Annotated in this window: 22 protein-coding genes; 13 read left to right on the top strand and 9 right to left on the bottom strand. The window is 53.5% G+C overall.

Annotation, left to right across the window (positions count from 1 at the left end; all coding sequences use genetic code 11):
• Nucleotides 1–14: 14 nt before the first annotated feature.
• Nucleotides 15–1,250, bottom strand: coding sequence for an ABC transporter substrate-binding protein (locus TA5113_RS02485; protein ID WP_058313640.1), 1,236 nt, complete (start codon nucleotides 1,248–1,250; stop codon nucleotides 15–17).
• Nucleotides 1,251–1,391: 141 nt separating this feature from the next.
• Between TA5113_RS02485 and TA5113_RS02480 the strand changes: the two genes are divergently transcribed.
• Together TA5113_RS02480 and TA5113_RS02475 are read left to right on the top strand one after the other, a co-directional pair.
• Entirely contained in the window at nucleotides 1,392–2,177 is a 786-nt protein-coding gene (locus TA5113_RS02480) for an IclR family transcriptional regulator (RefSeq protein WP_058313639.1), read from the top strand.
• A gap of 12 nt (nucleotides 2,178–2,189) precedes the next feature.
• Nucleotides 2,190–3,251 carry an ABC transporter ATP-binding protein gene (locus TA5113_RS02475; protein WP_058313638.1) on the top strand — a complete coding sequence of 354 codons (1,062 nt, stop codon included), beginning with the start codon at nucleotides 2,190–2,192 and terminating at the stop codon, nucleotides 3,249–3,251.
• A gap of 134 nt (nucleotides 3,252–3,385) precedes the next feature.
• On the opposite strand, the gene TA5113_RS02470 is transcribed toward TA5113_RS02475, so the two are convergent.
• Nucleotides 3,386–3,949, bottom strand: a complete 564-nt coding sequence (locus TA5113_RS02470; protein WP_058313788.1) for a DUF4202 domain-containing protein — start codon at nucleotides 3,947–3,949, stop codon at nucleotides 3,386–3,388.
• A gap of 169 nt (nucleotides 3,950–4,118) precedes the next feature.
• Between TA5113_RS02470 and TA5113_RS02465 the strand changes: the two genes are divergently transcribed.
• From TA5113_RS02465 to TA5113_RS02440, 6 genes are all read left to right on the top strand, one after another.
• Nucleotides 4,119–4,730 (top strand): ribonuclease D, encoded by a 612-nt coding sequence (locus tag TA5113_RS02465; RefSeq protein ID WP_058313637.1) that lies wholly within the window; start codon nucleotides 4,119–4,121, stop codon nucleotides 4,728–4,730.
• Nucleotides 4,731–4,792: 62 nt separating this feature from the next.
• Nucleotides 4,793–5,329: an LPS export ABC transporter periplasmic protein LptC gene (gene lptC / locus TA5113_RS02460; RefSeq protein WP_220387187.1), complete on the top strand. Its 537-nt coding sequence runs from the start codon at nucleotides 4,793–4,795 to the stop codon at nucleotides 5,327–5,329.
• An 18-nt stretch (nucleotides 5,330–5,347) separates the two neighbouring features.
• Nucleotides 5,348–5,839 carry a lipopolysaccharide transport periplasmic protein LptA gene (gene lptA / locus TA5113_RS02455; RefSeq protein WP_058316595.1) on the top strand — a complete coding sequence of 164 codons (492 nt, stop codon included), beginning with the start codon at nucleotides 5,348–5,350 and terminating at the stop codon, nucleotides 5,837–5,839.
• Complete coding sequence (gene lptB / locus TA5113_RS02450) at nucleotides 5,839–6,597, top strand: LPS export ABC transporter ATP-binding protein (RefSeq protein ID WP_058313787.1); 759 nt, start codon at nucleotides 5,839–5,841, stop codon at nucleotides 6,595–6,597. The genes lptA and lptB overlap by 1 nt, the downstream gene beginning before the upstream one ends.
• A 303-nt stretch (nucleotides 6,598–6,900) precedes the next feature.
• Entirely contained in the window at nucleotides 6,901–7,467 is a 567-nt protein-coding gene (hpf, locus tag TA5113_RS02445; RefSeq protein ID WP_058313634.1) for a ribosome hibernation-promoting factor, HPF/YfiA family, read from the top strand.
• A 36-nt stretch (nucleotides 7,468–7,503) separates the two neighbouring features.
• Entirely contained in the window at nucleotides 7,504–7,968 is a 465-nt protein-coding gene (locus tag TA5113_RS02440) for a PTS sugar transporter subunit IIA (RefSeq protein ID WP_058313633.1), read from the top strand.
• Between the two features lie 9 nt (nucleotides 7,969–7,977).
• On the opposite strand, the gene TA5113_RS02435 is transcribed toward TA5113_RS02440, so the two are convergent.
• From TA5113_RS02435 to cysQ, 5 genes are all read right to left on the bottom strand, one after another.
• On the bottom strand, nucleotides 7,978–9,405 hold the full coding sequence (locus tag TA5113_RS02435; RefSeq protein ID WP_058313632.1) for a sulfotransferase family 2 domain-containing protein: 1,428 nt from the start codon (nucleotides 9,403–9,405) through the stop codon (nucleotides 7,978–7,980).
• A 5-nt stretch (nucleotides 9,406–9,410) separates the two neighbouring features.
• On the bottom strand, nucleotides 9,411–11,108 hold the full coding sequence (locus tag TA5113_RS02430) for a DUF5927 domain-containing protein (protein WP_058313631.1): 1,698 nt from the start codon (nucleotides 11,106–11,108) through the stop codon (nucleotides 9,411–9,413).
• On the bottom strand, nucleotides 11,105–12,091 hold the full coding sequence (locus TA5113_RS02425; RefSeq protein ID WP_058313630.1) for a glycosyltransferase family 2 protein: 987 nt from the start codon (nucleotides 12,089–12,091) through the stop codon (nucleotides 11,105–11,107). Before TA5113_RS02425 ends, TA5113_RS02430 begins: the two co-directional genes overlap by 4 nt.
• 194 nt (nucleotides 12,092–12,285) lie before the next feature.
• A complete protein-coding gene (locus TA5113_RS02420; RefSeq protein ID WP_058313629.1) occupies nucleotides 12,286–13,308 on the bottom strand; it encodes a glycosyltransferase family 2 protein in 1,023 nt (340 codons plus the stop codon).
• Between the two features lie 128 nt (nucleotides 13,309–13,436).
• Nucleotides 13,437–14,234, bottom strand: coding sequence for a 3'(2'),5'-bisphosphate nucleotidase CysQ (gene cysQ, locus TA5113_RS02415; RefSeq protein WP_058313786.1), 798 nt, complete (start codon nucleotides 14,232–14,234; stop codon nucleotides 13,437–13,439).
• Between the two features lie 116 nt (nucleotides 14,235–14,350).
• Between cysQ and TA5113_RS02410 the strand changes: the two genes are divergently transcribed.
• Nucleotides 14,351–15,172: an ABC transporter permease gene (locus TA5113_RS02410; RefSeq protein WP_058313628.1), complete on the top strand. Its 822-nt coding sequence runs from the start codon at nucleotides 14,351–14,353 to the stop codon at nucleotides 15,170–15,172.
• Complete coding sequence (locus TA5113_RS02405) at nucleotides 15,169–15,795, top strand: hypothetical protein (RefSeq protein WP_058313627.1); 627 nt, start codon at nucleotides 15,169–15,171, stop codon at nucleotides 15,793–15,795. Before TA5113_RS02410 ends, TA5113_RS02405 begins: the two co-directional genes overlap by 4 nt.
• Here the strand turns inward: TA5113_RS02405 and TA5113_RS02400 are convergent.
• On the bottom strand, nucleotides 15,759–16,403 hold the full coding sequence (locus TA5113_RS02400; protein ID WP_245627098.1) for an alpha-ketoglutarate-dependent dioxygenase AlkB family protein: 645 nt from the start codon (nucleotides 16,401–16,403) through the stop codon (nucleotides 15,759–15,761). The genes TA5113_RS02405 and TA5113_RS02400 overlap by 37 nt on opposite strands.
• A 200-nt stretch (nucleotides 16,404–16,603) precedes the next feature.
• On the opposite strand from TA5113_RS02400, the gene dnaK reads away from it, so the two are divergent.
• From dnaK to radC, 3 genes are all read left to right on the top strand, one after another.
• Nucleotides 16,604–18,511 carry a molecular chaperone DnaK gene (gene dnaK / locus TA5113_RS02395; protein WP_058313626.1) on the top strand — a complete coding sequence of 636 codons (1,908 nt, stop codon included), beginning with the start codon at nucleotides 16,604–16,606 and terminating at the stop codon, nucleotides 18,509–18,511.
• An 81-nt stretch (nucleotides 18,512–18,592) separates the two neighbouring features.
• The gene (gene dnaJ / locus TA5113_RS02390) at nucleotides 18,593–19,735 is read left to right on the top strand and encodes a molecular chaperone DnaJ (RefSeq protein ID WP_058313625.1); all 1,143 of its coding nucleotides are present in this window, start codon (nucleotides 18,593–18,595) and stop codon (nucleotides 19,733–19,735) included.
• Between the two features lie 97 nt (nucleotides 19,736–19,832).
• Complete coding sequence (gene radC / locus TA5113_RS02385) at nucleotides 19,833–20,585, top strand: RadC family protein (protein ID WP_058313624.1); 753 nt, start codon at nucleotides 19,833–19,835, stop codon at nucleotides 20,583–20,585.
• On the opposite strand, the gene TA5113_RS02380 is transcribed toward radC, so the two are convergent.
• The gene (locus TA5113_RS02380) at nucleotides 20,577–22,130 is read right to left on the bottom strand and encodes a phosphate ABC transporter substrate-binding/OmpA family protein (RefSeq protein WP_058313623.1); all 1,554 of its coding nucleotides are present in this window, start codon (nucleotides 22,128–22,130) and stop codon (nucleotides 20,577–20,579) included. The two genes, radC and TA5113_RS02380, sit on opposite strands and share 9 nt — an antisense overlap.
• Nucleotides 22,131–22,132: the final 2 nt, after the last annotated feature.

Raw genomic sequence — 22,132 nt, 5'->3', positions numbered from 1 at the left:
CGATGAGTTAAGGTTTACTTGTAAACCTCTTCCTGTACTTCGTCCAAACGGGTCAGAACTTCCATCATTGTGGATGTGTCCAGCATGAACTTTTGGAAGCCTTCCATACCAGCCTTCGCCATCGCCGCTGGGGCGTCACGGTCGTAGAACTGTGCAAGACCGGTTGCAGTGGAAAGAGTTGCGAAGCCCTCTTTCAGGAACTTGTCGTCGCCCACTTCCGCTTTGGAGTTGATTGGCAGCTGACCCATGGTGGAGTTCCACTTTGTCTGCACATCAGGACGTGCCACAAATGCCAGCCATTTACGCGCGTCTTCTTTGTTCTTCGCGTTGGTTGGAATAAAGAAAGCATCCGCAGGTGCTTCTTCTGCGCGTGGCAGACCCGGGGTGATTTCAGGGAACTGGAAGAAGTCGATCTGCTCGTATGTCAGACCAGCGTTCTTGTAGCCATCCACAGAGAAGTTACCCATGACATACATCGCCGCGTCACCGTTTGCGAATGGTGCAATTGCGTCCTGCCAGCTCATGGAAGCGTGATTGTCAACGAAGCCACATTCGTCGATCAGAGTCTTCCAGTTTTCCATGGTCTTCACGATACGAGGATCGGTGTACTTGATCTTACCTGCGGTCAGATCGTTGTGCACTTCGTAGCCATTTGTACGCAGGTTGATGTAGTCAAATACACCCGCTGCAGTCCAAAGGAATTTGGTGCCGATGGTGAATGGTGTCACGCCCGCTTCTTTCATCGGAGCACAAGCTGCCAACAGATCGTCCCAAGTCTTTGGCTCTTCAATTTTCAGAAGGTCAAAGATGTCAGAGCGGTAGTAAACGCCCCACTGGTAGTAAGAGTAAGGCACACCCCAGATCTCGCCATCGCGGGACATGGTTGCCTTAATCGCGGCCAGATCATCGTTAAAGCCGTTTTCGGCCCACAGATCAGTCACCGGTTCGAACAGACCCGCGTCAACGAACGGCGCCATGCGGTTGCCAGGATACCAAGAAGTCACGTCCGGTGCATCGGCGGTCAAGAAGTTGCGGATCGCGGATTTGTGCGCTTCGCGGTCGTTGTTGTTCACAATGACGTTGATGTCAGGGTTTTCAGATTTGAACTGCGCGATCGCATCTTCGAACGCTTGCTTCGGACCTGGGTTCAGGTCGTCAAAGTTGATGACAAGATCGCCTGCAAACGCAGTCGTGGTCATAGCAGCGGATGCTGCCAAAGCCGCCAGCGCGGACTTCGTCTTAAGGAACATGGTTTTCCTCCCCATATTGCTCCAATTTAAGTTCCAAATAGTGAAACTTGGTTTTAACTATTGAAAACAATGAAGCGTGCAGCTAGGGTTGTCAACACGTTTCGTCAGGCTTAACCCGATGGAACTGGGAGGAATGAAGACATGGCACAAACAGAGAAAAAGGATGGCACGGTCGGTAAGGCCTTGGAAATCCTTGATTTGGTGGCGACCGCAGGTCGGCCCATTCGGTTTTCTGACCTACTTGCGCAAAGTCCTCATCCCAAGGCGACCCTCTACCGCTTCCTGCAGACTCTGACGAATCAAGGCATGCTGAATTACGACGAGGAGCGTCAAACCTATAGCCTCGGCTTACGTTTGGTACGCTTCGCGCACGCCGCATGGGGACAGTCCTCGCTTGCACCGGTCGCAAGTCGACACCTCGACAGTCTCGCGGAAGAAACCGGTGAAACACTTCACCTCGCGCAATTCGACAATGGCCAAGTACTTTACGTCGACAAACGTAACGCAGCAAAGCCTGTGGAAATGTTTGCTGCCGCCGGCAAGGTGGGCCCGGCCTATTGCACAGGCGTTGGTAAAGCGATGATGGCCTACATGGAAGGTGAACGCCTGGAACGCGCGCTGAGCCAACAAGCTTACCTAAAATATACCGACGCCACACTTACCTCGTCGGACGCACTTCGCGCTGAATTAGAGACTATTCGCGCTGACGGTTTTTCCTATGACCGCGAAGAACATGAGCCCGGTATCATTTGTATCGCGGCCCCGATTCATTCCGGCGGCGGTCGCGTCATCGGCGCGATTTCCATCACAACCACAACAGACAGACGCTCATTGGCAGAGTTGGACGAACTGCGTCCGCGCCTGCTGAAATGTGCAACCGACATCGGGGAAGACGCCGCAGCTTGGCAGTTCCCCGCATATAATTAGGAGTATCCCCTTATGTCCGGTGTTGAACTCACCAATGTCGTAAAGAAATACGGCCAGACACAGGTTATCCACGGTGTGGATCTAAAAATCGAAGACGGGGAATTCTGCGTCTTTGTTGGCCCATCAGGCTGCGGTAAATCAACTTTGCTGCGCATGGTGGCTGGTCTCGAAGAAACCACCGGCGGGCAGATCGACATTGGTGCACGTGACGTGACACATATGGACCCTGCTGAGCGGGGTATCGCTATGGTGTTCCAGACCTATGCGCTTTACCCGCATATGACCGTCGAAGAAAACATGGGCTTCGGCTTGAAAATGAACGGCGTTCCAAAAGATGAAATCAAGCGGAAGGTGGGCGAAGCCTCTGAAATCCTGAAGCTCGATGAATACCTGACCCGCAAACCAAAGGCATTGTCCGGCGGCCAGCGTCAACGGGTAGCGATTGGCCGTGCTATCGTCCGGGGACCAGAAGTGTTCCTGTTTGACGAACCGCTTTCAAACCTCGACGCAGAATTGCGCGTGGACATGCGTGTTGAGATTGCACGTCTCCACAGCGAAATCGGCGCGACCATGATCTATGTGACACATGATCAGGTCGAAGCGATGACGCTTGCAGACAAAATCGTTGTGCTACGTGCAGGTCATATCGAACAGGTCGGCGCTCCGATGGATCTGTTCCGTGACCCCGACAACAAGTTTGTTGCTGGCTTTATCGGCTCTCCGTCCATGAACTTCTTGAACGGTGTTGTAGACGGCGGGAAAGTGCGCGTCCCTGCGCTGGATGGCGAAGTGATCGAAACAACGGTTTCACTCCCTGCCGAGGGAACCCAGGTATTGGTCGGCCTACGTCCGCAACACCTTACCGTTTCTGAAGCTGAAAGCGGCATCAAAGTCGATTTGGCAGAGCAACTAGGCGGCGTGTCCTACGAATACCTCACCGCAAGCACCGGCGAACGCATCATCGTCGAAAGCAAAGAAGAAGAAGTGCTGCCAAAAGGTTCTACGGTGAAGGTCGCTTATCAGCCTGAAAAAGTCCTATTCTTCGATGCGAAGACAGAACAACGGATCCGCTAAGATCTAACTAGACTTATTGCAAAACGGCGCCGGCACTCTGGCGCCGTTTTTTGCGTCCTGGTCAGACGCGGCGACCAAAGTGTGACACGAGCATCGATTGCGACATGAGTTACGCTGAGATTTAGCCCAGTGTTCTAGATCGCAAATTTTGGCGCCAATTCGGCTGGCAAATCAAACTCTTCCAACGCTCGCTGACGCGCCTGGCTGGACATTTTGCGCGCTGTTTTTTCAACGATTCGCTGAACTTTGTCGTCGGGATGTTTCGCCGAAAACGGGGCGAAGTACCACTTTAAGAAGACAAAACAGATGACGTCCTCAAGGGACTGAACAAGCTCATTTCGTTTGATGCCCTCTTTTCGAAGCATCTTTTCCACTTCTGCACAATCGTCGTCGCTGTACCCTGCATCAGCCATAAACCCTGACACCGTTTTGGCATGATGCGCCGCAAGGTCTTTTCGCCAAGTCAGGTAGCCCGCACGACCCTCTGGGAAATCTGTGCGCTTCAGAATCCAGCGTTCCACATGCTGCCCCCTTGCCGCCAGCTGCAAAGTTTCTGGGGCGTCAGGAAACAAGCGCGCGCATTCCTCGCTCATTCGGTGTCCATAGAGCAGAGCTTCAGGTTGGCCGTCTTCCATCCGTGGGTCTTTGGAATTAGCAGCGTCGATCGCATTGAGGACTTGTTCTAGTCGTTGGCTCATATTCATCTTCCAAGAATAGCTGTAAAATTAGCTTACGACGAACCGCGTCTTGATGACCAGCCGCCAAAGAATTTCGCTGGGAGCAAAACCAGCGTTTTCCCGCGCGCCTGCAATTGAATAACATCGTACAAAGACGTAAGTCGGAAACAGCACCAAACTTGAGGACACTATGGCAAACCATCTTTATCAGGGCGATCTACCGGACGGGCTTGATCTGGGCCCCATCGTGGCAATCGATTGTGAGACCATGGGTTTGAATCCCCATCGGGACCGGTTGTGCGTCATTCAGATGTCCGGCGGAGACGGTGATGCGCATATTGTCCAAGTAGCGAAAGGCCAGACAGAGGCACCAAATCTCTGCAAGATGCTAGAAGACCCAAATGTCTTAAAGCTGTTTCATTTCGGTCGTTTTGACATCGCTGCGATGCACAATGCGTTCGGTGCACTCACCGCACCAGTCTATTGCACTAAAATCGCTTCAAAACTGGTCCGCACCTATACGGACCGACACGGACTGAAAAACCTGCTGCAAGAACTCTTGAATGTCGACATCTCCAAACAGCAACAGATGAGCGATTGGGGCGCGACTAAGCTGACTGACGCGCAACTAGACTATGCGGCGTCAGACGTTCTGTACCTTCATCAGCTGCGTGAAAAGCTAAATGAACGCTTGGAACGTGAAGGCCGCACAGCCTTGGCGCAGTCTTGCTATGATTTCCTACCAACGCGTGCCGTGTTGGATTTGGAAGGTTGGCCGGATCAGGACATTTTTGCACACTGATGGCGCGTCGCGGGTTAACATACACTCAGACCATAAATGGTCTGAAGGTCCTGTTACCACTATTGGCGCTGGTCCTTTTGTCGACCATGTTCCTGTTCGCCCGCTCCGTCGCCCCAACCAGCACAATCCCATTCGCCAAAGTCGAACTTGAAAATCGTGCGAGCGATCAACGGATCACGACACCTTTTTTGACCGGGCAAACTACCTTTGGGGACGACATTAAAATCACTGCGAGTTCTGCAAGGCCAGATCCGCATAACCCCCAGCACTCTGAGGTGGAAAACCTCAATGCGGAAATTATCTACGCCAATGGCTCTGACGTGAACCTGACAGCGCGCGAAGGCACTGTGAATTCACGCAGAATGGAAGCTGAATTGGCTGGCGCGGTAGAGGTCATATCCTCGACGGGTTACCGCTTCCTTTCCGAAACGCTGACCTTGAATTTCAATTCTGGCACCGCCATTTCCAATACCGAAATCCACGGTGATGGACCCTTTGGCGAATTCACCGCTGGTTCAATGGAGTTGAAGGTTGATGAGGACGACGTAAACGGGCGTTTCCTTTTCACAAATGGCGTAAAGCTGATATACACGCCATAGAAACGCATGAGGCACGGTTTGTATCGACTTTTTGTTATCAGTATTGCCTTCTTGATTGGGCTTTCATCCGGCGTTTTAGCACAGGAATTCAAAGTAGATTTCGGCATTGGGGGCAATGACTCAAACGCACCAATTGAGGTGCAAGCTGACAGCCTGAGTGTTGACCAAGAAACGGGCAACGCTCGGTTTGAAGGCAGCGTCGTGATCACACAAGGCGAAATGCAGTTTACCGCATCTCTGGTCGACGTGGCCTACACCGATGGCCAAGACGGCATTTCCAAACTCACCGGATCCGGAGGCGTTAAGATTCTAAGCGGGAAAGACACCGCTCAGGCTGAAAGCGCTGTTTATGACGTCGGTACCGGCTTGATCCACATGCAAGGCAACGTTTCCTTGGCGCAAGGTCGAAACACAATCACCGCGCAGCGGATGACCGTGAATACAAATGACTCCACCGCAGAATTGCATGGACGCGTGCGGACCGTTTTGCAGCCGACTGGAAATCAATGATGGCCGCTCCTGAACTGAAAGTCACTGATGGCAGCTCGGGTCTTAAGATCGAGAATCTCCGCAAAAGCTATCGTAAACGCGTTGTCATTCGCGATGTTAGTCTCGACCTTAAGCGCGGTGAAGTGGTAGCGCTTTTGGGGCCAAACGGCAGCGGCAAAACCACCAGTTTCTACGCGATTGCAGGGCTTGTTGTTCCTGAGGGCGGTCGTGTCACCATCGACGGTGAAGATGTTACCACCCTTCCAATGTATCGCCGCGCCAAACTCGGCATCGGATACTTGCCACAAGAGATGTCCATTTTTCGTGGACTCAGTGTCGAAGACAACATTCTCGCCATTCTTGATATTTCGCAGAAAGACCGCGTGAAACGCCGCGCTCGTTTGGAAGAATTGCTCTCTGAGTTTTCCATCGAACATCTGCGTCGTGCCCCTGCGCTTGCATTGTCCGGCGGTGAACGTCGCCGTGTTGAAATCGCGCGGTGTTTGGCTGCGGATCCGAAATACCTACTTCTTGATGAACCTTTCGCAGGTGTTGATCCGATCAGCGTCGGGGATATTCGTCATTTGGTCGCCGACCTTAAAAAGCGCGGTATTGGCGTTCTCATCACCGATCATAACGTTCGCGAAACCCTTGAGATCGTAGACCGCGCTTACATCTTGCACGATGGTAAAGTTCTGATGTCCGGCAGCCCTGATGAGGTCGTCGAGAATGAAAATGTACGTCGCGTGTACCTCGGAGACGGTTTCAAAATCTCCTGAACAACCGCTGTATAAGCGGATTTTAGTGACCGTTACTATTCGTCCAATTGACTTTTGCGCTTGAGCCTGCCCCAATGGGAGCATGACGCTGGTACTTTCCAAGTTGGCGAATCTCTCGACCCCTGCCACAGGGGCGGTTGCTTTCAAAATAAACCAACTTCAGCTTTGCCAAGCCAAATCGAGCCATGGCAGCTTGGTCCTAGCGTCTTATCCCAACATTCCGAACTAGACCCTGCAAAGCTCTGATTGAGCTTAACGCTTTGGTTTTTGGTTTCGGGTATGTTCAATAACTAAGGAGATAGAATGCGCTATCAAATTTCTGGAAAACAAATCGACATCGGCAATGCACTTCAACAGCATGTTGAAGGCGAACTCGGCAGTATCATGGGCAAATATGCCGGCCGACCGACGGACGCCCAGGTCGTATTTTCCAAAAGCGCACACGAATTTGTCTGTGAAACAACCGTACATTTGTCCACCGGACTGACCGCCCAAGCCAAAGGACGCGCCACGGAAATCTATGCCGCATTCGAGAATTGCAGCGACAAAATGGAAACCCAGCTGCGCCGCTATAAGCGCCGTTTGAAGGACCATCACAAGGAACGCGAGGTCCCGGTTGAACTTTCCGGCGCTTCCTCTTATATCCTCGCCACCGACAACGCCTCGGAAGAGATAGAGCCGGAAAGCCTGCAACCTGTGATTGTTGCAGAGATGGAAACTCAAATTCCATCACTTTCGGTTGGTGAGGCGGTCATGCAGATGGAAATTGCCGGGGCACCTGTGTTAGTGTTCCGTAACGAGGGAAAAGACGGGCTTAACGTGGTCTACCGCCGTGATGACGGCAACATTGGTTGGATCGACCCGCAATAAGGGACCAGGATTTCCCGGTCCGGAGATACAGGCGAAATGGACCTATCTACGATCTTACGCCCTGAGGCGGTCAAAGTGATTTCGGCCACCTCAAGCAAAAAGCGTTTGCTGCAAGAGTTTGGTGACCTTGCAGCAGGCCTTTATGGGCTTAAAGCGAACCGTGTTGTGACTGCGCTGCAGGAACGTGAGGGCCTTGGCCCAACCGGCGTGGGCAACGGCGTTGCCCTTCCTCACGCACGTTTGGAAGGCATTGATACCGTGCGCGGTGCCTTTATCATGTTGGAAAAGCCTGTTGATTTCAATTCAGTAGACCGTCAACCAGTTGACTTGGCGTTTGCCCTTTTTGCGCCTCATGACGCGGGTGTTGACCACCTGAAAGCGCTGGCAAACGTATCGAGGTTGCTTCGTGAGAGCAGCATCTGTGCGAAACTCCGGGCCAACCCAGTGGCGTCCACGCTGTACACTATTCTGACTGAATCAGACGCGATGCAGGCGGCCTAAGCTGCCTGCTCATTTCCAAGCGGCAAAGCCAAAAACGGTGTAGTCGCGCTGATAAACATCCTGGCACATCGCTTCGATTTCCGCGTCGTAAATGTCGGCGATATCAAACGGTTTTTCAGGCGTTTCTTCCTCAAATTCGGGCACGTTTTCTGCGCCAACGATAGCTGCCAATTCAGGCAACCCACCCCGTAATTCATCCTCTCGGAACACGCGATCAGGCATCACATGGTTTGCAAAGCCTGCAATGATATTGGCCTGAGACGCCCAATGAGCGTCCTGTCGAATCGCTGTCTGACCAGCCAAATTCGCTTTGACGAACGTAAGGTATTGCTTGAAGGCGATTCGGTGTTCATCCACGCCGTAGACCTCGTCTGGCATTGTCTCAGGGATGGGCAATGCAAATCGGTTACGCAACGTCCGTCGAATTTTTGAGAAACTTCCCGGCCCTGTGGACAAGATCGTCTTGCAAAAACTCGAATGCGCCCGCGCCACTGGATGGCGCAATACGCAGAACGCCCGATTGGGCACAAACCGGCGTTTCCATTGCCGGAGCTGTTTTTGGTTCATATTGCGCTGCAATCCGTCCGGCCCCTCGCCATCAGTCGCGCCAAGCCAATCCACCACAGAATCCGCAGGCCCGCCAGGAATTGGCATAAACATCAACCCAACTTGATAACCGGCAATATAGGTTGGCACCATTGCCCCCCGGCGGGGTTCAAAATTTGGCGTCCTCGCCAAATTGAACTGATCCAACTCTTTCAAAGCCGTAGAAATATCGTCGAAATTCTCAACTTTCTCGGAAATATGGCTGGGGTTCTGACGTTTGAGCTTTCCATCAAGCGCTTCAAGTCGCGCTTCCAGACCCAAAAACCGCGCGAGTCCATTCATGATCTCAATGTCTTGAAGATCCTCATAGGCCACGTAAAACGCGGTCTGCCCGCTCTTTTGCAACCCATTCATCAGCTCGATCTGAAAGGCTTGAAGCCGCGCTACGTGCTTTGCAAACTCCTGGCCATCGAAAGTAACCTTGCTGTCACGGCGCTTTCGAACATCCGTCAGCTTCCACTGCCCCGTTGCTTGCGCGATCTTCCAGCTCACAAAGCTGTCCATAGGGTTGCGGGTTAAGACGATCTTGGCGCAACGAGGATCTTCTATGATGGTTTCCAAAACCCGTGGATCATGATCATTGAAAAACCGGAAGCCAGAGATCGAGGTTTCGTCATTTTTGATCGCTTCCAACAAAGACATTGGATCCGCGTCACGCTGGCTCATTGCTATGCCAAGGATCTCGGTCTTATTCGGATACCCGATGAAATGAGGGTTGAACGCCTCCCCGTGGCAGTTGACAGATTCAAACGCGTTCAAGTTTGCTTCTAAAAAGTTCGAACCCGTGCGCATTTCTGCGAAAACCACGAAATAATCAAATCGGTCAGTCATTTAGCTTATTGCACCAGATAGGGTCGTCGAGGGGGAGTGTTTTCAACTGGATCCGCCGAACCCACGGGGAAATCACCCATAAGATAGGGATGCATGCCCTGGTTCTTCAGGTTTTGCAGGAATTGCCCAAAGCCCGTCAGATCGGTCATTCGCGGAGCCTCTGCCAAGCGGTGTGGCGCTTGTTTGCCGATTTCGTCGATGATGCTTTGCAACGGTTCCATCGGGGCCTCAACAAACTCCGCCATCGTCCAAATCCGCACACGTGCTTTAGCCCAAGGAGAGCGCAGCACATCTAGGAAATCCGATTCAATCTTTTGCAACCGCGCCGCCTGTTTGCGCAGCTTTGAGAAGCTATGATTGGATTTAAAAAGTGGCACCGCCCAAGCGCCAGAAATCACTGATATTTGCGCGTTTGGATCCTTGGCCATCAACCAATTGTTCGCCTGCGAGTCGCGCGGCCCATATTGGAAGCACTGCCGCTCTCCGCGTGTGTTCCAAATTAGGTTCGTCAAAAACGCTTGCGAATTATAATCGCGCAGCTTTGCATTGTCCGTCAGGACGCCATTGAGAACAGATTCTCTGCCCGCAAACTCAACGCGATCTGGCGCGAACAAGTGTCCATGAACACGACAGCCTGATGCTTTTCCGAGCCAGCTTTCGAAGTCCTCAAACAGCTCCGTAAATCCTTGGAACACCGAGTAGCGCGACGAGGTAACCCCATTTTCCCAGTGCTGATCCAGAAAACGTGATTGCATATAAAGACCCGCGCGGCCAATGGTGCGACGCTCGACTGCCTTGGCAAAAATCCGGTCGATTTTCGCAGGGTTCGGTTCCACCTGCCGGTTGTTATCCGGAGCGGCATTCAGAAACGCATCGTAAAGTCGGTTCGCGTTCGGCCAGATTTTGCGAGCGACAAAGCAATCAGAGCGCCTCAGTAGCTGCAAATGGTCGTCGTAGAAATTGTGCGGTTTACCCTGGTGATCAAACTTTGAAAGCGTCAGCGACCGGCTTTCGATATCAGTCGAATGAAGCCGTGCAAGAGACTGAAAATAGCTTTCGTCTGGGATCCAAACCCGCTTGAAATACCGGTCATAATGATCGCGATCAGGGTCTTCTAAGATTGCCGACAAGGTCTGACGTGTCAGGCACCACCATTGCGATCCCATATGAGGAACGAGCCCGCTCGGGATACGACGCTTAAACTTCACGCGGCGCTGTAGATCTACATACCGATCAAATAAAAACCTCTGACGCTTCCAAGAGAACGGGAAGCGCAGCGTGAAGCGTTCGGAGTCCAATCCACCGACGGTCCAGGGCACATCCGCAGTTGTGGCGGACTCGATAAAGTCGACTTGTGGGCGCGCATCCAAATACGCAATCAACTCGCTCACCGGCCTTAGCGGAAGGCAAGAGCCCGAAGAAAGGTACACGTGCCGAACATCTGGGAATTCTTTCAACATCTGCTCAGAAGCCGATTGCGAAGCGGCCACGAGCCCCCACATGCCCCACTCGCATTTATGGCGCTTGCTGAACCGCACATTTGGATTGTCGGCAAACCCCGCCTGAAAGCTGCGGAACGTTTTTCGGTCCACATTCGCGTCCACATGGATCACCACTGGGCAACCAGCATCTAGCCAATGATTGGCCACCTGTGTTGCTCGGTGCAGCGCGGAATGCACCAACATGATGACCCCGACGCTCATGCCCAGTTTCCTTTTGACATGAGGCCCAGAATCTCAAGCTGGCGCCAGTTGATGTATTTCTCAGACCACTTGCACCATAGGTTCGGATTGTCCTTAAGCGTCTGTAAATAGGCAGCATATTCGATGCTGCCGCGATAATGCTGCTTACGCAGGGACTCTTCGCCTGCTTTGTGGGCAAACGTGTCCAAGAACTTGGTGTGCAGCAAGATGCCACTGGCCTTCTCACCACCCCATTCTTCATAAACCCGGTTCAAACCGCGCGGTAAAAGAGCATGAGTGGAGCTGACATAGGCGTAGTGCTTGTCCCATTTCACCAGAGGGGTTTTGTTCAAAGCCGGAGCGAGCTTTGGCTCCTCAGGAAAAAACGCCCGAGCGCGCGGGCCGCCTTGAATCCAGAGATTCCCATACTCAGGATTCTTAGAAATCATATAGTTTCCCGCATCAAACCAATTGGCGATCTCAAGCGGGTTCTGCCCTTCTTGGTAGGGGAACTCGTCCAATCGACCTTTTGGATACATATCCAGCAACATCGCCGAAAAACTGCGTATGGACGAATTGTCGAGCCAATCTGTCAATGCATTGATGGGACGGCTGTCACAGAACGGATAGATAAAGAACTCATCCGGATCCACCACGAGCGTCCAGTGCCCATGTGCATAGCGCCGCTTCAACGCATTCATCCAATCAATGCCAAAGCGGGCGGATTTATAGCTGGAATCCGTGTACCAAACAGACACATCCGATTGACCGGCCACGTGATCCATGAAGCCATCTGAGCTGCCATTATCCACGAATAGGAAATGGTTAATGCCTAGATTGCGGTAATACTGCATGAAATACGGCATGCGGATCGCTTCATTGCGCACCGTAGACACAAGCAAAATGTCGCCTTCACGTATATTGCCAGTGTGGTCTTGCTTGATACGAAGTTGTTGGGATTTGCGCACAGCCCGAATAAGGCGCTGCTTACGGCGCAACCGCATTCGATAGGAATCCCAAAGTCCCACTAAATTATCCGCTCTTTACCGCCGCGCAGGCCTTGTGGCCCGTTCTACTGCATTTGAGATGCAGTATGTCATGTTTTTCTTATAAGAATCAATGAATTTAGATTGGCTTAGCGCGAGCCATGAGCTGCCGAGACTTTTATTAAAACCGCGCGCTTTACGACGCCACACCTTTAAGATGCGAGCCAGTCTTTCTTAGAAATCAATCCAAGTCGTGCAAGCTGCGCTGACCCTTCATAGGGTTTTGAATGTTCGTTCCAAAGCACCGGCTTATTTTCAATAGCCTGGTAATAGGGATCAAATAAAGTCGGATCATGGAAATGTTGCTGTCGCTGTCTTTCGGTTTCCGATTTGGAAACAATCTCCGGTAGAAACTTGGTATGCAACAAAGCACCTGACGGCGTCTTTCCGCCAGGGCCATCATACAGCGTGTTTAGGTTTGGCGGCAAAAGCGAGTGACAGGAATTCACCCATGCAAAGCGACGGTTCCATTTGATAAGTGGAATCTTGTTTAGCGTCGGGGACTGCTCCGGCTTTTCTTCAAAAAACACCCGCTCGCGCATACCGCCTTGCAGCCAGAGGTTGCCTTTCGGCATCTGCCAAACCTGTCGATAAGGTCCATCATCGAAATGCGTAAGCACCTCTCGCGGATCTTGACCAGCCGTATATTCCTGCTCGCCCAATGCGCCTTTCGGATAAAGATCGAGCATCATCGCCCCAAAAGCCATGTGGCCTTTGTCTTCAAGGGTTTGAGTGAGGCCGTTGAGGTCTGATATGTCATCCCCGTCATAGACCAGCAGCTCATCCGCATCAGCCATCAAGCACCAACGGTTATGACCATAGCGGATCATGAGCCAATTCAACCAATTCAGCCCAAAGCGCGCGTCACGGTAGCTGGCACTCGTTTGCCACACGGCGCAGTCAGGTTGTTCGAGCAAGAACTCCAGACTTCCGTCGTCACTCCCGTTGTCGACAATAAAGAACTGAGAAACACCCGCTTTTCGGTAGAAATCCAAGAAAAAGGGAAGCCGGGTCGCCTCGTTGCGCACAACCGAAAAGACCAACACACCGTGTTCAGGCACACCTTGAAAAGCAAGGCGTTTGAGCGAATGACGAGAGCGAAAGGAACGCCAAAGATACCGGCGACGCTTTAGCCTTAGCTTGTATCTTTGCCATAGGGAAATGGAAGGCTGCATCGCTCGTGGTGGTCCCGCTCTTGCGAGCTTTGAGCGCTCGCGGTTTAGACCAAACCTTAAACACAAAACGCGCGAGAATCGATCAATTCTCGCGCGCCAAAAAATCACGGACCTGTCGAAAACTCAGATCAGGCTTCTTTCAACTCAACGCTTGGGGCGTAGGCGATGAAGAATGGGTTGGCGAAATCTTCTTTGCCGTAGATCAGCGGTGTGTGGTCATCAAAGCGAACCACCTGACCACCTGCGCCTAATAGAACGGCGTGACCAGCGGCAGTGTCCCATTCCATTGTGCGACCCACGCGCGGGTAAATGTCCGCTTCGCCAGTTGCGACCAAACAGAACTTCAAAGAGGACCCAGCGCTTTTGCTGTCTTTTACACTGTATTTGTTGATGTAATCATCGGTCGCCTGATCGCGGTGCGATTTTGAAGCAACGATCATCAAAGCGCTGTTGTCCGCATCGGATACATTGATTTCAGTCAGGGCACCCACCTGCTCCAGATCAAACGCACCGGTTTCTTCAACCGCTTGACCGTCTGCTTGGGTGAAAAACATCCGCTCGCGCGCTGGGGCGTAAACCACACCACGCTGAGGCACACCTTTTTCCACATAAGCAATGTTCACCGTGAAGTCCCCGCGACGGTGAATGAACTCTTTTGTACCGTCCAGAGGATCAACGATCAGGAATGTGTCGCCTTTCGCCTTGTGGCTATCTGCTTGCTCCTCAGTCACCAGCATCACATCCGGGAATTCGGCGCGAAGACCGGCGCTGATCAAAGCGTCAGCCGCCTCATCTGCTGCCGTGACAGGGCTGTCATCAGACTTAGACTTCACCTCGAAATCATCGGATTGATAGATTTCCATGATCTTTGCACCGGCTTCAATCGCAAGGCGGCGCATAACAGGGACAAGTGCATCGTAATTCAAGGGAAGCTCCCATTTAGGCATTTGTTGTAAATTAACGTCGAGGCTCTTATGCTGCCCTCAACGCGGAACAGCAAGAATTCCGTCAACCAAATTGGGTAAATCTAGCAGGACGCCGAATGTTTGAACAATCCGGCCCTAAGACGACGTTGCAATCGGCGCTCACAATTTGTGAGCTCGTCTACCATTCCATTGTGCGAACGGTACGAAAAACCCACGGCAATGCCGTTATGTCGATCTTGATGAACATGATGCAGACCGCGATTTTTATCATGGTCTTCTTTGTCATGTTCTCAATCTTGGGCCTGCGCGGAGCAGCAATTCGCGGCGACTTCTTGCTTTACATCATGACGGGCATTTTCAACTTCATGACTCACACCAAAACCATGGGTGCGGTCGTGGGTGCGGAAGGACCTTCGTCACCGATGATGAAACACGCCCCCATGAACACAGCGATCGCGATCCTCGCCGCTGCGCTGGGAACCCTCTACATTCAGATGCTGTCGCTGATCGCGATCCTGTTTATTTACTACGTTGCCGTGACGCCATTTGTGATCGATGACCCTATGGGCTGTTTGGGTATGATCTTGTTGTCCTGGTTCACCGGTGCCGGCGTTGGCTTGTTGCTCCTTGCAATCAAGCCTTGGTATCCGACCTTTGTCAGCATCGCGAACACCATTTATGCACGCGCCAATATGATTGCATCCGGCAAGATGTTCGTCGCCAACTCTCTTCCAAGCTTCATGCTGGCGATGTTTGACTGGAACCCGCTTTTCCACACCATCGACCAAGCGCGAGGCTATGCTTTCATCAATTACGTGCCGCGCAACTCCAGTGTCGAATATCCGCTTTACGTCGGTCTCGTGCTCCTGATGATCGGCCTAATGGGTGAGTTCTATACCCGACGTCAGGCATCGCTGAGCTGGGGATCAAAACGATGATCCGCTGGCTTTTTGCATTGCTGCTTACGCCCAGCGTTGTGCTTGCCGATTGGCATGACCAAGACCGGTTCCCACTGCTTGGCAGCGTGGTGAATGTGGCGAGCGACGATACGCTTAACATTCGGATTGAGTCGGATCACACGTCAGAAATCCTTGGAACCATCGCGCACAATGCAGAAAACATTGAAATTGTCGCGACAGATGAAAGCGACACGTGGGGGCTGGTGAACAGCGGCGAGGGCAGTGGATGGGTGCGATTGAGCTACATAACCATGCCTGAACAACCGAAATGGCATGAGTTCAAAACCCCGATGACCTGTTTTGGCACCGAGCCGTTCTGGGATTTCAGGCTCAATATCGGTGCCAGCCAGGCAATTTATACGGATTATGACTCCCAAGATCACCCTTACGCGGTAGATTGGATGTCTGACATTGCCGCGCGTCCGATCAGCTCGATTGGGCTCGGCTCAGGCAGCGCATCCGAAGGCTTCTCGGCCCTGATCGAAAACCAGATGTGTCATGATGGCATGTCCGACCGCGAGAACGCGTTGCGCATTCGGCTCTTTATTCACGACAACGGCGAAAGCTACGGGCTCGACGGCTGTTGTGGGCTGTCGCCCTGATCGACAACGCGCAGGGTCAAATTGATCCGGCCACCTTTTGGCAAGAGCGATGAACTTTGAAAGCGAATGCGGTCTATTCCGTGGTAGCTCAAACGCGCGTCTCCGCCCATCACCACCACGTCACCCGAAGTCAGCCAAACGGACTCCGTTGACCCGCCCCGCTCTGGGTTACCCATTCGAAAGAGCGCGTCATCTCCTAAAGACACTGACACCACAGGCCAACTGAAATCACCTTCATCCTTGTCCTGATGCATCCCCATCCGCGCGCCTTCGCCATAGAAATTCATCAAGCAACTGTCGGGCATCCGCTCTTTTGACGCGACTCCCCGCCAAATTTCTAGGATCTGTTCCGGAATTTCAGGCCAACCCTGCCCCTTTGGGTGTGCTGCTTGATACCGGTAGCCCGACCGATCCGTGACCCATCCCAAACGCCCAGCAGAGGTCATACGAACGGACATAGTTCTGCCGCTCGGAGTCATTGGTGAAAAGAACGGCGCGTCCTGTGCCACTTGCCGAGCTTGCGCCACCAGTTCGTCTTGTGCGGCACGATCCAGAAACCCTTTGTAAACCTGGAATCCGCGAATGTTCAGGGGCGGAAGTAGGGTCAATTGGCGATCATCCTGTGTCAGAGCGGCAAAAGGCGCAAAAATTGGACAAAGCAGCGCAATGAGACGCTTGCAGCAGCTTTTCTGGCTCCCTATATACCCTCCGAAGCGTAGTGGCCAAAGGCCATTGCCAATAGAATCGGGCGAGATGCCAAAACGGGTCTCGTCTCGTAAATATCGCCTTAAGTGAGAAGGGATCTAAAATGGGTAAAGTTATTGGTATCGACCTCGGTACAACAAACTCCTGCGTTGCCATCATGGATGGCTCTCAAGCACGTGTAATCGAAAACGCGGAAGGTGCGCGCACCACACCGTCCATCGTTGCATTCACAGATGACGAGCGCCTTGTTGGCCAGCCGGCAAAACGCCAGGCCGTCACAAACCCAGAAAACACCGTTTTCGGTGTAAAGCGTCTGATCGGTCGTCGGTTTGACGACGCAGCTGTTGAAAAAGACAAAAAGATGGTGCCATTCGCCATCGTGAACGGCGGCAACGGCGACGCATGGGTGGAAGCGAAGGGTGAGAAATACTCCCCATCCCAAATCTCTGCCTTCACCCTGGGCAAAATGAAAGAAACCGCTGAGTCCTACCTCGGCGAAGAAGTGACCCAAGCGGTGATCACTGTTCCAGCATACTTCAACGACGCACAGCGTCAGGCGACCAAAGACGCGGGTAAGATCGCGGGTCTTGAAGTTCTGCGCATCATCAACGAACCAACCGCCGCGGCGCTGGCTTACGGTCTGGACAAAGAAGACACCCAAACCATCGCGGTTTATGACCTCGGCGGCGGTACCTTCGACGTAACCATTCTGGAAATCGACGACGGCCTCTTCGAAGTAAAATCCACCAACGGTGACACGTTCCTGGGTGGTGAAGACTTCGACATGCGCATCGTGAACTACCTCGCGGATGAGTTCAAAAAAGAGCACGGTGTTGACTTGTCCAAAGACAAGATGGCCCTGCAGCGTCTGAAAGAAGCGGCAGAAAAAGCGAAGATCGAACTGTCTTCCGCGTCCCAAACAGAGATCAACCAACCGTTTATCTCCATGGGCGCAGACGGCGCGCCTTTGCACATGGTTATGAAACTGACCCGTGCGAAGCTGGAATCTCTGGTGTCTGACCTGATCAAGAACTCTCTGAAGCCTTGTGCTGCGGCGCTGAAAGATGCGGGCCTGTCCGCGTCTGACATCGACGAAGTGGTTCTGGTGGGCGGCCAAACCCGTATGCCTAAAGTGATCGAAGAAGTGACCAAATTCTTCGGCAAAGAGCCGCATAAGGGTGTGAACCCTGATGAGGTTGTGGCCATGGGTGCTGCGATCCAAGCCGGTGTTCTGCAAGGCGACGTTAAAGACGTTGTTCTGCTGGACGTGACCCCGTTGTCCCTGGGTATCGAAACTTTGGGCGGCGTGTTCACGCGCTTGATCGACCGCAACACAACCATCCCAACCAAGAAGTCTCAGACTTTCTCCACTGCGGAAGACAACCAGAACGCCGTAACCCTGCGCGTGTTCCAAGGTGAGCGTGAGATGGCTGCGGACAACAAGATCCTTGGTCAGTTCAACCTGGAAGACATTCCACCGGCGCCACGCGGCATGCCGCAAATCGAAGTGACCTTCGACATCGACGCCAACGGCATCGTGTCTGTCGGCGCGAAAGACAAAGGCACCGGCAAAGAACAGTCCATCACCATCCAAGCGTCCGGCGGTCTGTCTGACGCGGACATCGAAGCAATGGTTCAAGACGCGGAAGCAAATGCCGAAGCGGATAAAGAGCGCAAAGAGCTGGTGGAAGCACGCAACCAAGCGGAAAGCCTCATCCATTCGACTGAGAAGTCCATGGAAGAGCACGCTGACAAGGTTGACCCAACCACGATTGAGGCGATTGAACTGGCCATTGCCGCGCTGAAAGACGACCTGGATGACGAGAAAGTCACCGCAGACAAGCTGCGCGCAGGCGTTCAGAACGTCACTGAGGCGGCCATGAAGCTGGGTGAAGCGATCTACAAAGCGCAAGCGGAAGACGCGGAAGCGCCTGAAGCAGCGGACGCTGGTCCAGTGGATGACGACATCGTCGACGCTGACTTCGAAGATCTGGACGGCGACAAGCGCTAAGCGCGCGGTCGGACCCTGATTTATGGGCCGGTCCTACCCTGGATCGGCCCTTATCATTCCGGCTTGAAGGAGTAGTAATCCATGGCAAAACGCGACTACTACGACGTGCTGGGCGTGGCCAAAGGGGCCTCTGCGGACGAAATCAAAAAAGGCTATCGCAAGAAAGCCAAAGAGTTTCACCCAGACCGCAACGCGGATAACCCAGACGCCGAAGCAAAGTTCAAAGAAGCCAATGAAGCTTACGAAGTCCTAAAGGACGGCGACAAGAAGGCCGCGTACGACCAATATGGTCATGCAGCGTTTGAAGGCGGCATGGGCGGTGGCGGCGGACGCGGTCACCCCGGTGGTGACTTCTCTTCTGCCTTCTCTGATGTGTTTGACGACCTGTTTGGTGACTTCATGGGCGGCGGTGGCGGCCGCGGTGGTCGACAGCGCGCAACCCGTGGCTCTGACTTGCGCTACAATTTGCGTGTGTCGTTGGAAGAAGCCTACTCGGGCCTTCAGAAGACCATCCAGGTGCCAACATCTGTAAGCTGTGGTGAATGTAACGGCACGGGTGCGGATGGCGGCGCAGAGCCAACCACATGTCCAACCTGTTCCGGTCTGGGCAAGGTTCGCGCACAGCAAGGGTTCTTCACGGTTGAACGCACCTGCCCGACCTGTTCGGGTACCGGTCAGATCATCCAGAACCCATGTAAATCCTGTGGCGGCGTTGGCCGGATCGAAAAAGATCGCTCTTTGGCAGTGAACATCCCAGCGGGTGTTGAAACTGGCACGCGCATTCGTCTGGCCGGCGAAGGCGAAGCAGGTCTGCGCGGCGGTCCCGCGGGGGATCTTTACATCTTTATCGATGTGGCACAGCACAAGATCTTTGAACGCGAAAGCACGAACCTCTTCTGCCGCGTACCGGTCTCTATGACCGCGGCCGCGCTGGGAGGCGACATCGAAGTGCCGACCATCGACGGTGGCCGCAGCCGGGTGAAAATCCCAGCGGGCAGCCAATCTGGCCGTCAGATGCGCTTGCGTTCCAAAGGGATGCCGGCACTTCGCGGAGCTGGTCAGGGCGACATGTTCATTGAGCTGGCGGTGGAAACCCCAGTCAATCTGACAAGCCGCCAGAAGGAACTGCTGAAAGAGTTCAACGAACTCTCTGAGGATAACAGCCCGGAAAGCAGCAGCTTCTTTAAGTCTGTGAAAGGATTCTGGGACTCAATGAAGTCCTAAGCGAACAATCAAAGTAAAGGCGCGGCACACACCGCGCCTTTTTCTTAGACCCTTTCGTTTTTACCGAATCCTAACCAAAGCATCCGAGCCTTGGGTCATGGATCAGAGAAACGTTTTTCGCGACCAATCCCTCCCCTTGATGCACGGCGTGCAACCGGTGCCCGGTAAGGCGCGCCTGCCGTCATATATCCGCGACCACCGCAAACGATTGCGTGATCGCTTCATGCGCGGTGGTGCCGGTGCAGTGCCGGACTACGAGCTGCTGGAATTGGTTCTGTTTCGCGCCATCCCGCGACGAGACGTGAAACCAATAGCCCGCCGTCTTTTGGATCGGTTTGGAAGCTTCAACGGTGTGATCTCTGCCTCCATCCCCCGGCTAAAAGAATGCCATGACGTGGGTGACGCGATAGTGTGTGAGCTCAAAATCGTAGAAGCTTCCGCGCAGCGGCTCGCTCAATCCAAGGTCTTGCGTCGCCCGGTTCTAAGCTCTTGGGACGCGTTGTTGGATTACTGCCAGACAAGCATGGCGCATCTGGAAACGGAACAATTCCGCATCCTGTTCTTGGACACAAAGAACACGCTGATCGCAGATGAGGCCCAAGCGCGCGGCACAGTGGACCACGTTCCAGTCTATCCCCGCGAAGTCATCAAACGCGCGCTCGAGCTTAACGCCAGCGCCTTGATCATGGTTCATAACCACCCTTCAGGTGACCCAACGCCCTCGCAAGCAGATGTTGAAATGACGCGAGAAATCCAAAAAGCAGCATCGGTGATGTCGATCACCCTGCACGACCATCTGGTCATCGGGCAATCGCGTCACTTCAGTTTCCGATCCAATGATCTACTTTAGCCAGACTTCAACACGACGGTTCACTTGACGGCCCCATGCGCTTTCATCACAGGCCATGGGCAGCGCCTCACCAAATCCTTCCACGGCAATGTTCAGCCCATCTCGGTTAACGGCTTCAGCGGCTTCTAACACCGCATCCCGCACCGCCTGCGCCCGACGTAATGCGATGGTTCGATTGGCATCTGTGGATCCTTCGCCGTCGCTAAATCCCACAAAGACAAGCTCGCGCCCATCATAGGTGCCCAGCTCCAAAGAGCGTGCCAGTTGCTGCGCATTGGATTGCGACTGCGCATCGAGCGCTGAGACACCAGGCCTGAACCGGAACGTCGTTGTCAGCCGCTGATGGTTGCCTAGCCGGTCCACAATCGCCTGCAAGTCTTCAAGCGGGACCGTTTTTTCAGCCAAGGAAATGGCATTCACAAACCGCTCCCCTTGCAATGCGATAGACACTTCTTCCGGCGACTGATCGACGAAGCCTGCACGGCGAATGACGATTTGTGCGGCTGGTCCCCTCGTATAGGTCAGAAAATCCCGCGCGATTTTCGGCAGACGCCGTGCAGGCAAATAAAGGAACATTGGTGTGGTCAGAGGGTAGTCTTCCATCTTGATCCCGCGCCGCGTTGCGTGCACCGCAAAGCCACAGCCGCCAGAAAGCGGAATACGCAGCGCTGCCCCCGAGCTGGCATAGGTGGCAATGCCAATCGCAAATGGATCACGCTGCACGGCGCTGACCAATGCTGCCATCTGGTCGTGGTACTCGGCGGTGTCCGCAAGCTTGCCACCAGCCGGTTTGAGCAAGCGGTCCTCGATCGCCTGCAATAGTCCCGATTCTTGCTGAGGCACATGCAAAGTGATCGGCGCATCTGGCCCGCCAAGCGCTTGCCAATTGTCGATCTGACCCGTGAACACCCGCGCCAATTCAGCGGCTGTGATCCGGGACACCGGATTGCCAGGTGCCACGACCGGCACCAGCGCGTTCAGCGCGAGCACGCGGCTGCGGTTCTTACTGCGCATATTGCCCAGCCCTGCCTCATAGGCACGGCGGGATTCATCTTCGCGAATTTCTCGCAAAGACATCGCGATATCCGCCTCATCAGCAAGCAGATCGGCGAACCCTTCATCGGTCGTAGAGGCTTTGAAGGAAAAACGCGCCTGATCTGCGCCGGTATCGGGGTCTTTCAGCACATAAGTGAAATGTGTGGTGTCTGTCACATCGCGCGCAACCGTGTAACCGTTGCGCAAAGCAAATCCATCTAACAACGCAGGCATCAAGATATCCGCCATACCCGCCGCGCCAGAAATGGTCACATCAGCCACGAAGTCGGTCAAGCTTGGGCAGGCAGGGCCGTCACAATTCACACCGGACCCATCAACGGTAAGCTCGCCATAAAGCGTTTCAACGCGATAGAATTCGCCGTCGAAGCCGAGCAAAGTTCCAGAGATCTCTACAGCTCCGTCAGGCGACGTCAGGGTGATGTCCTGCGCCGAAGTTGAGGTTCCCAAAAAGGAAAGTGCGGCGATGATCGCCGCACGCAAAATTGTCATAA

The sequence above is a fragment of the Cognatishimia activa genome, assembly GCF_001458335.1.
Lineage (GTDB): Bacteria > Pseudomonadota > Alphaproteobacteria > Rhodobacterales > Rhodobacteraceae > Cognatishimia > Cognatishimia activa.
This window is presented reverse-complemented; position numbering and strand designations above follow the sequence as displayed.